Here is a 7,840-nt window from a genome sequence, read left to right as displayed (position 1 = left end):
CCCGTCGGTGTGCCGGAGCCGGAACGGGCCCTGTCCCTGGCCGCCGCGGCCGGGTTCACCCTGCCCGATGACGACCGACCCACCCTCCGCCTGCGGGCGGCGCCACCGCCCCCGGCGGAGGCCGGGGCCCCCGGTTACGTGGTGCTGCACCCCGGCTCGGCGGCGTCCGCCCGGGCGTGCCCACCGGAGGTCGCGGCGGGGATCGCCCGTGCGCTCGCCGCCGCCGGCCACCGTGTCGTGGTCACCGGCGGACCCGACGAACGCGACCTGACCGCCCACGTCGCCGGTGACGTCGCCGTGGAACTCGGCGGGCGGACCGGTCTCGCCGACCTCGCCGGCATCGTCGGTGGGGCAGCCGCCGTGGTGGTCGGCAACACCGGGCCGGCGCACCTCGCGGCGGCGTACGGGGTGCCGGTGGTCAGCCTCTTCGCCCCGACCGTCCCCTTCGGACAGTGGGGCCCCTGGGGCGTGCCGACCGTACGCCTCGGCGACGCGAGCGCCGCCTGCCGCGACACCCGCGCCGCAACCTGCCCGGTGGCCGGGCACCCGTGCCTGAACCAGGTCGATCCGGAGGAGGTCGTCGGAGCGCTGAAGCTGCTGGGCGTGTCACCGGCGGTCGCGCGGTCGACCCGGGCGGTCGCTGTCGCCGGCGGCGGGAGCGACCGATGAACATCCTGCTCTGGCACGTGCACGGCTCCTGGACAACCTCGTTCGTGCACGGCAAACACCGCTACCTCATCCCGGTCACCCCCGACCGCGGCCCCTACGGCCTCGGCCGCGCCCGCACCTACCCCTGGCCCGACACCGCTGTCGAAATCACACCCGAGCAGTTGCGATCCACCGACGTCGACCTCGTCATCCTCCAACGCCCCGAAGAGATCGACCTCACCCACCAGTGGACCGGCCGCACCCCCGGCCGCGACCTCCCCGCCATCTACGTCGAACACAACACCCCCAAAGACGGCAACGTCCCCCACAGCCGCCACCCCCTCGCCGACCGCGACGACCTCCTCATCGCCCACGTCACCGCGTTCAACCAGCTGTTCTGGGACACCGGCACCACCCGCACGACCGTCGTGGACCACGGCGTCGTCGCCCCGTCGGCGCGGTACACCGGGGAACTGGACCGGCTCGCCGTGGTCATCAACGAGCCGGTACGCCGCTGGCGGGTCACCGGCACCGACCTGCTGCCCCGCTTCGCGGAGATCGCCCCGCTGGACGTGTTCGGCATGAAGGTCGCCGGCCTGGCCGACCACCTCGGCCTGCCCGCCGACCGGATCACCAGCCACGACGACGTGCCGCAGGCGCGCATGCACGCCGAGCTGGGGCGACGGCGGGCGTACCTGCACCTCTGCCGGTGGACCTCCCTGGGCCTCAGCCTCATCGAGGCGATGACGATCGGCATGCCGGTCGTCGCGCTGGCCACCACCGAGGCGGTGATGGCGGTGCCGCCCGGCGCCGGAGCCCTCGCCACCCGGATCGACACCCTGCTGGACGCGGCCCGCCGGTTCATGGAGGACCCGGCGGAGGCGCGCCGCACCGGCGCGACGGCCCGTGCCGTCGCCCTCGACCGGTACGGGCTCGACCGATTCCTCGCCGACTGGGACCGGCTGCTGGAGGAGGAAACATGCGCATCGCGATGATCTCGGAGCACGCCAGCCCGCTCGCCATCCTCGGCGGCGAGGACGCCGGTGGACAGAACACGCACGTCGCCGAGCTCTCCGCCGCCCTGGTCGCCGCCGGGCACGACGTACGGGTCTACACCCGACGCGACGCCGTCGATCTGCCGGTGTCCGTCCGGAGCGCGGACGGCTACGAGGTGGTGCACGTGCCGGCGGGGCCGGCCGAGCCGCTGGCCAAGGACGCGCTCCTGCCGCACATGAAGGAGTTCAGCCGCTGGCTGGTCGACCGGTGGCGAAGCGACGACTGGACGCCCGAGGTCATCCACGCGCACTTCTGGATGAGCGGCCTGGCCGCGCTGGCCGCCAGCCGGCAGACCGGTGTGCCGGTCGTGCAGACGTACCACGCCCTCGGGGTGGTCAAGCGCCGCCACCAGGGCGTGCAGGACACCAGTCCGGCGCGGCGGATCGGGTACGAGCGGGAGCTGGGTCGCTCGGTGGACCGGGTGATCGCCCAGTGCCAGGACGAGGTGGGCGAGCTGGTCCGGATGGGGGTGCCCCGGTCCCGGATGACGGTCATCCCCTCCGGGGTGAACCTCGGCACCTTCGCGCCGCTCGGCCCCGCCGCCGACCGGGACGACGACCGGCCGCGCATCCTCACCGTCGGCCGGCTGGTGGAACGCAAGGGCTTCCAGACCGTCATCCGGGCGATGGCGCACGTGCCGGACGCCGAGTGCGTGGTGGTCGGCGGACCACCGGCCGGCCTGCTGGAGAGCGACCCGTACGCCCGGCGGCTGCGGGCCCTCGCGGACACCTGCGGTGTGGCCGACCGGGTGAAGCTGGTCGGTGCCGTGCCCCGCGAGGAGATGGGCCGCTGGTACCGGTCGGCGGACCTGCTGGTCGCCGCCCCCTGGTACGAGCCGTTCGGCCTGACCCCGCTGGAGGCGATGGCCTGCGGGGTGCCCGTCGTCGGCACCGCCGTGGGCGGCATCAAGGACACCGTGGTCGAGGGCGTCACCGGTGACCTCGTGCCGGCCCGGGATCCGCGCGCCCTGGGTGAGGCGATCCAGCGCCTCCTCGACGACCGGATCCGGCGGTTCGCGTACGCGACCGCGGCGCGGGAACGGGCCCGCCGGACGTACTCGTGGGCGGCGACGGCGGAGCGCCTGGCCGCGGTCTACGAGGAGGTGGCCGCGGTCCGCCGGCCCATCCGGGTGGTGGCCGGATGACCGGGCCGACGCTCGTCGACTGTCACCTGGCGAACCTGGCCGCCGCGCTGCTGCCCTACCGACAGGCCGCCGAACGCCTCTCCACCTGGGGCACCGAACTCGCCTGGACCCTGGCCCGGGGCGGACGGCTGCTGGTGGCCGGCAACGGCGGCAGCGCCGCCGAAGCCCAACACCTCACCGCCGAACTCGTCGGCAAACTCCACGACGACCGCCAACCCCTGTCCGCCATCGCCCTGCACGCCGAAACCAGCGCCCTCACCGCCATCGGCAACGACTACGGATACGACCACATCTACGCCCGCCAGGTCCGCGCCCACGGCCGCCCCGGCGACATCCTCCTGCTCATGTCCACCAGCGGCGCCAGCCCCAACCTCCTGCACGCCACCCACGCCGCCCGCGAGCTCGACATCCGCACCTGGGCGCTCACCGGACCCGTGCCCAACCCCCTGGCCGAGGCGTGCCACGACGCCCTCGCCATCGAGTCCGCCGACAGCCAGGTCGTCCAGGAACTCCACCTGGTCACCAGCCACCTGCTCTGCGAGTACGTCGAACTGGCACTGCCCGGGGCCGTCGCCGCCCCGGTCGGCCGGGCACCGCACCGGGTGTCCACCGCACACCCCCGCTCCGGACCGGTCCGGACCGGTGTCGAGGTGGTGCTGGACGGGGACACGAGCCCGCACATGGAGGCGTGAATGGGGAGGGAAGCGTGACGGGACCCCTGGTGGTGGTCGGTGACACCCTGCTCGACCGGGATGTCGAGGGGGTGGTGAACCGGCTCTGTCCGGACTCGCCGGTGCCGGTGCTCGACGAGACCGCGTACTCCGACCGGCCCGGCGGCGCCGGCCTCGCGGCGGTGTTCGCCGCCGCGGCGCAGGGCACCGAGGTGGTGCTGGTGACCGCGCTGGCCGACGACGCCGGTGGTGCCCGCCTCAGCTCGCTGCTCGCCGCCGCCGGGGTGCAGGTGTACGCGCTGGGCCTGCGCGGTGCCACCCCGGAGAAGGTCCGGCTGCACGCCCGGGGCCGCGTGCTGCTGCGCCACGACCGGGGCGGTGCCCCGGGGGAGCCGGGCGAACCGTCCGACGCGGTCCTGCGGGTGATCGCGAACGCGACCGCCGTGCTGGTCAGCGACTACGGCCGCGGCGTGGCCCGGCAACCCGCCCTGCGGGCCGCGCTGGCCGCCACCCGCGCGCCGGTGGTCTGGGATCCGCATCCGCGCGGCCCGGCGGCGGTGCCCGGAGTGCACCTGGTCACCCCGAACGAGTCCGAGGTCCGCGAGTTGGCCAAGGCGCCCCCGGGAGCGAGCCGGTTGGCCACCGCGTCCCGGGGTGCGCAGGGGCTGCGCCGGCGCTGGCGGGCCGGTGCCGTCGCGGTGACCCTCGGCGGGGACGGCGCACTGCTCTGCCACGCCGGGTCGACGCCGTTGGTGGTGCCGGCACCGGCCACCGCCGACGGGGACACCTGCGGAGCCGGGGACCGGTTCGCGGTCACCGCCACCCTCGCCCTCGCGCGGGGCGCGCTGGTGTCCGAGGCGGTGCAGGAGGCGGTCACCGAGGCGACGGCGTACGTCGCGGGTGGGGGAGTGGCGACGGCGCTGCCACCGCCGGTGCGGCCGTTCCCGGACACGGTGTCCGGCCCGGGGGCGGACCGCGTCGGCGTGGTGGCGGCCGCCGCCGTGGTCTCCGAGGTACGCGCGGCCGGCGGCACGGTGGTGGCCACCGGGGGCTGCTTCGACCTGCTGCACGCTGGTCACGTGGCGACCCTCCAGGCGGCCCGGCAACTCGGTGACTGCCTGGTGGTCTGCCTCAACTCCGATGCCAGCGTGACCGGACTGAAGGGACCGGATCGGCCGGTGGTGCCGCAGGGCGACCGCAGCCGGCTGTTGGCGGCGCTGAGCTGCGTCGACGCGGTCATGATCTTCGACGAGCCGACACCGCACGGGGCACTGTCCTGGCTGCGGCCGGACATCTGGGTCAAGGGCGGCGACTACGTCACCGGCGGTGGCGACCCGGTGCTGCCGGAGGCGGAGATCCTGCGTCGCTGGGGCGGACACACGGTCGTGGTGCCGTACCTCGACGGCCGCTCGACGACCAGCATGATCGCCGCGGCCCGCTCGCGTGGCACGGACGGGTCCCCACCGGCCGGGACCCGGCTCACCGACACGGTGCCGGCGGCCGGTTCCGTGCTGCGCCGCCCGCAGACGCCGGAAGGGACGCGATGAGCGCGCAGCGGAGTGCCGGCATGAGCGAGCGGGAGCGAGCGAATCATCAGCACGGTGCGGCGGTGCCTCATGGCGGCACGGAGCGCAGCGGAGTGCCGGCATGAGCGCCGGGGCGCGCGGCGTCGGGTCGACGGTGCTGGTCACCGGCGGTTCCAGCGGTCTGGGCGCGGCGGTGGTGGCGGCGGTGGCCCGCGCCGGGGGGCGTCCGGTGGTGCTGGACCGGCGTCCGCCCGCCGACGGGGTGCCGTGGGTGGAGTGCGACCTGGCCGACAGCCGGGCCGCTGAGGCGGCCACGGTACAGCTCGCCGAACGCTCCGGCGGGCTGGACGCCGTGGTCACCGCCGCCGGCATGGACGTGCCGGGCAAGCTCACCGACGTGCCGGCCGAGACATGGGACCGGATCGTGGCGGTCAACCTGCTCGGCACCGCCGCCGTGATCCGGGCGGCGCTGCCGTTCCTGCAGGCCTCCCAAGGGACGGTGGTGACGGTGGCGTCGACGCTCGGGATCAAGGCCGTCAGTGACGCCACCGCCTACTGCGCGGCGAAGTTCGGCGTCGTCGGATTCACCCGCGCCCTCGCCGCCGAACTCGCCGGCCGCGTCGGCGTCACCCTGCTCATCCCCGGCGGCATGCGCACCGCCTTCTTCGACGACCGCGACGACCAGTACAAACCCGGCCCCGACGCCATCCTCAACGACCCCACCGACACCGCCGCCGCCATCATGTTCGCCCTCACCCAACCCCCCGGCTGCGCCGTCCGCGAAATGATCGTCTGCGCCGAACAGGAATCCTCCTACCCGTGATCCTCGTCCTGCGCGCCCTCGGCGTCGGCGACCTCGCCACCACCACACCCGCCCTGCGCGCCCTGCGCACCACCCACCCCCACGAGGAAATCGCGCTGGCCGCGCCAGCCTGGCTCACCCCCCTGGTGGACCTGATCGGGGGCGTCGACCGGATCATCGACGCCCCCGGCCTCGGCCCCCTGCACTGGACCGGCCCCGCCCCCGACCTGGCGGTGAACCTGCACGGGCGGGGCCCCCAGTCGCACCGCATGCTCGCCGCCACCCGACCCCGCCGCCTCCTCGCCTACGCCAACGTCGACGCCGACCACCACGACGGACCGGCGTGGGACGACGCCGAACACGAGGTGCACCGCTGGTGCCGGCTCCTCGGGGCGTACGGGATCGAGGCCGACCCGACCGACCTGGCGCTGCGCCGGCCGCCGCCGGGTCGGGTGCCGACCGGGGTGACCGTGCTGCACCCCGGCTCCAAGGTGCCCGCGAAGCGCTGGCCGCCGGAACGGTTCGCCGCCGTCGCCCGGCACCTCACCGCCGCCGGCCACCACCTCGTCGTCACCGGCGACCCCACCGAACGCCCCCTGGCCCACCACGTCGCCCACCTCGCCGACCTCCCCACCGAGGCCGTCCTCGCCGGCCACACCGACCTGCACGACCTCGCCACCCTCACCGCCCACGCCCGCCTCCTCATCTCCGGCGACACCGGCATAGCCCACCTCGCCACCGCCTACCGCACCCCCTCGGTCCTCCTCTTCGGACCCGCCAGCCCCGCCCACTGGGGACCACCACCGGACCGCCCACGGCACCGCGTGCTGTGGATCGGAGACGGTGATTGGAGCAGGTGGGACGGGGTAGGAAGCCATCCGACGTTGGCGGCGCTTCCGGTCGACGAGGTGCTCGCCGCCGTGCACGAGGTGGAACGGACGGTGCGGGTCTCCGGTGCGGTTGCGGCGTAGTGATCCGGGCAGGCCGGGGTACGGACGCCGCCGGCGCGGCAAGGGCTGGCTGTTCCTCGACCCCTCCGGTGAGCAGGTCCGCGACCCGGAGACGCTCGCCCGGCTACGGGACCTCGTCATCCCGCCCGCCTGGCAGGACGTGTGGATCTCGCCGTACCCGAACGGACACATCCAGGCCACCGGCATCGACGCGGCCGGCCGCAAGCAGTACCTCTACCACCCGGCGTGGCGGGAGAAGCGCGACGAGGCCAAGTTCGACCACGTCCTGGAGGTGGCCCGCCGGCTCCCGGTCCTGCGTGAGCGGGTCGGCAACGACCTCACCGGCCGGGGCCTGAGCCGCGACCGGGTCCTGGCCACGGTCACCCGCCTGCTCGACATGGGCATGTTCCGGGTGGGCAGTGACCAGTACGCCTCCGGCGACGACCCCACGTTCGGGGTGTCCACCCTGCGTCCCGAGCACGCCCGATCCCGGGGCGGCTGTGTCGTCTTCGAGTTTCCGGCCAAGGGCGGCATCGAGCAGGTACGCCGGATCGAGGACCCGGAGCTGTGCCGGGTGCTGACGAACCTGCGCCGCCGGCGCCGGGCCGAGGAGCGCCTCTTCGGCTACTGGGACGGCGAGCTCTGGCGTGACGTCCGCAGCGACGAGGTCAACGAGTACCTGCGCGAGGCCAGCGGCGGGGAGATGACCGCGAAGGACTTCCGTACCTGGCACGCGACGGTGCGGGCGGCCGTCGAGCTGGCCACCGTGGGCCGGCAGCGGTCGGCCACCGCCCGGAAGAGGGCGGTCGCCGCGGTGATGCGCGACGTGGCCGAGCTGCTGGGCAACACCCCGACCGTCGCGCGGGCGTCCTATGTGGACCCCCGCGTGGTGGACCTCTACCACGACGGCGTACTGGCGCCGGTGGCGCCGGAGACGCCCCGCGAGGAGGCCGAGCGCCGGGTGCTGGAGTTGTTGGAGGACGCCTGACCGGCCCCGCCCACGGGTCCTGGGGGGAGACATGGACGGGACCGGGGCCAGTGGA

General features: G+C 74.9%; 8 protein-coding genes. All 8 read left to right on the top strand.

Translation table 11 applies throughout. The annotated features are described in order from the left end of the window. On the top strand, positions 1 to 669 hold a 669-nt coding region (locus ACIBR0_RS28160; RefSeq protein WP_396720629.1), incomplete at its 5' end, for a glycosyltransferase family 9 protein. Next, positions 666 to 1,643, top strand: a complete 978-nt coding sequence (locus ACIBR0_RS28155) for a glycosyltransferase (RefSeq protein WP_396720627.1) — start codon at positions 666 to 668, stop codon at positions 1,641 to 1,643. The genes ACIBR0_RS28160 and ACIBR0_RS28155, both read left to right, overlap by 4 nt. Then, the gene (locus ACIBR0_RS28150; protein ID WP_396720625.1) at positions 1,628 to 2,848 is read left to right on the top strand and encodes a glycosyltransferase; all 1,221 of its coding nucleotides are present in this window, start codon (positions 1,628 to 1,630) and stop codon (positions 2,846 to 2,848) included. Before ACIBR0_RS28155 ends, ACIBR0_RS28150 begins: the two co-directional genes overlap by 16 nt. After that, complete coding sequence (locus ACIBR0_RS28145) at positions 2,845 to 3,540, top strand: SIS domain-containing protein (RefSeq protein ID WP_396720623.1); 696 nt, start codon at positions 2,845 to 2,847, stop codon at positions 3,538 to 3,540. Before ACIBR0_RS28150 ends, ACIBR0_RS28145 begins: the two co-directional genes overlap by 4 nt. A 29-nt stretch (positions 3,541 to 3,569) precedes the next feature. Further along, a complete protein-coding gene (locus ACIBR0_RS28140) occupies positions 3,570 to 5,066 on the top strand; it encodes a PfkB family carbohydrate kinase (protein ID WP_396720631.1) in 1,497 nt (498 codons plus the stop codon). Positions 5,067 to 5,166: 100 nt separating this feature from the next. Then, entirely contained in the window at positions 5,167 to 5,868 is a 702-nt protein-coding gene (locus ACIBR0_RS28135; protein ID WP_396720621.1) for an SDR family oxidoreductase, read from the top strand. Further along, positions 5,865 to 6,818: a glycosyltransferase family 9 protein gene (locus ACIBR0_RS28130; RefSeq protein ID WP_396720619.1), complete on the top strand. Its 954-nt coding sequence runs from the start codon at positions 5,865 to 5,867 to the stop codon at positions 6,816 to 6,818. The genes ACIBR0_RS28135 and ACIBR0_RS28130 overlap by 4 nt, the downstream gene beginning before the upstream one ends. Beyond that, positions 6,802 to 7,785 carry a DNA topoisomerase IB gene (locus tag ACIBR0_RS28125; protein ID WP_396720617.1) on the top strand — a complete coding sequence of 328 codons (984 nt, stop codon included), beginning with the start codon at positions 6,802 to 6,804 and terminating at the stop codon, positions 7,783 to 7,785. Before ACIBR0_RS28130 ends, ACIBR0_RS28125 begins: the two co-directional genes overlap by 17 nt. Positions 7,786 to 7,840: the final 55 nt, after the last annotated feature.

Origin of the sequence: Micromonospora sp. NPDC049497, from assembly GCF_044465805.1 — a bacterium.
GTDB lineage: Bacteria > Actinomycetota > Actinomycetes > Mycobacteriales > Micromonosporaceae > Micromonospora.
This window is presented reverse-complemented; position numbering and strand designations above follow the sequence as displayed.

Excerpts from the sequence above, each read along its gene's own strand:
- ACIBR0_RS28155 (WP_396720627.1), top strand. The coding sequence starts at position 666 with ATGAACATCCTGCTCTGGCACGTGCACGGCTCCTGGACAACCTCGTTC.
- ACIBR0_RS28150 (WP_396720625.1), top strand. The coding sequence starts at position 1,628 with ATGCGCATCGCGATGATCTCGGAGCACGCCAGCCCGCTCGCCATCCTC.
- ACIBR0_RS28145 (WP_396720623.1), top strand. The coding sequence starts at position 2,845 with ATGACCGGGCCGACGCTCGTCGACTGTCACCTGGCGAACCTGGCCGCC.
- ACIBR0_RS28135 (WP_396720621.1), top strand. The coding sequence starts at position 5,167 with ATGAGCGCCGGGGCGCGCGGCGTCGGGTCGACGGTGCTGGTCACCGGC.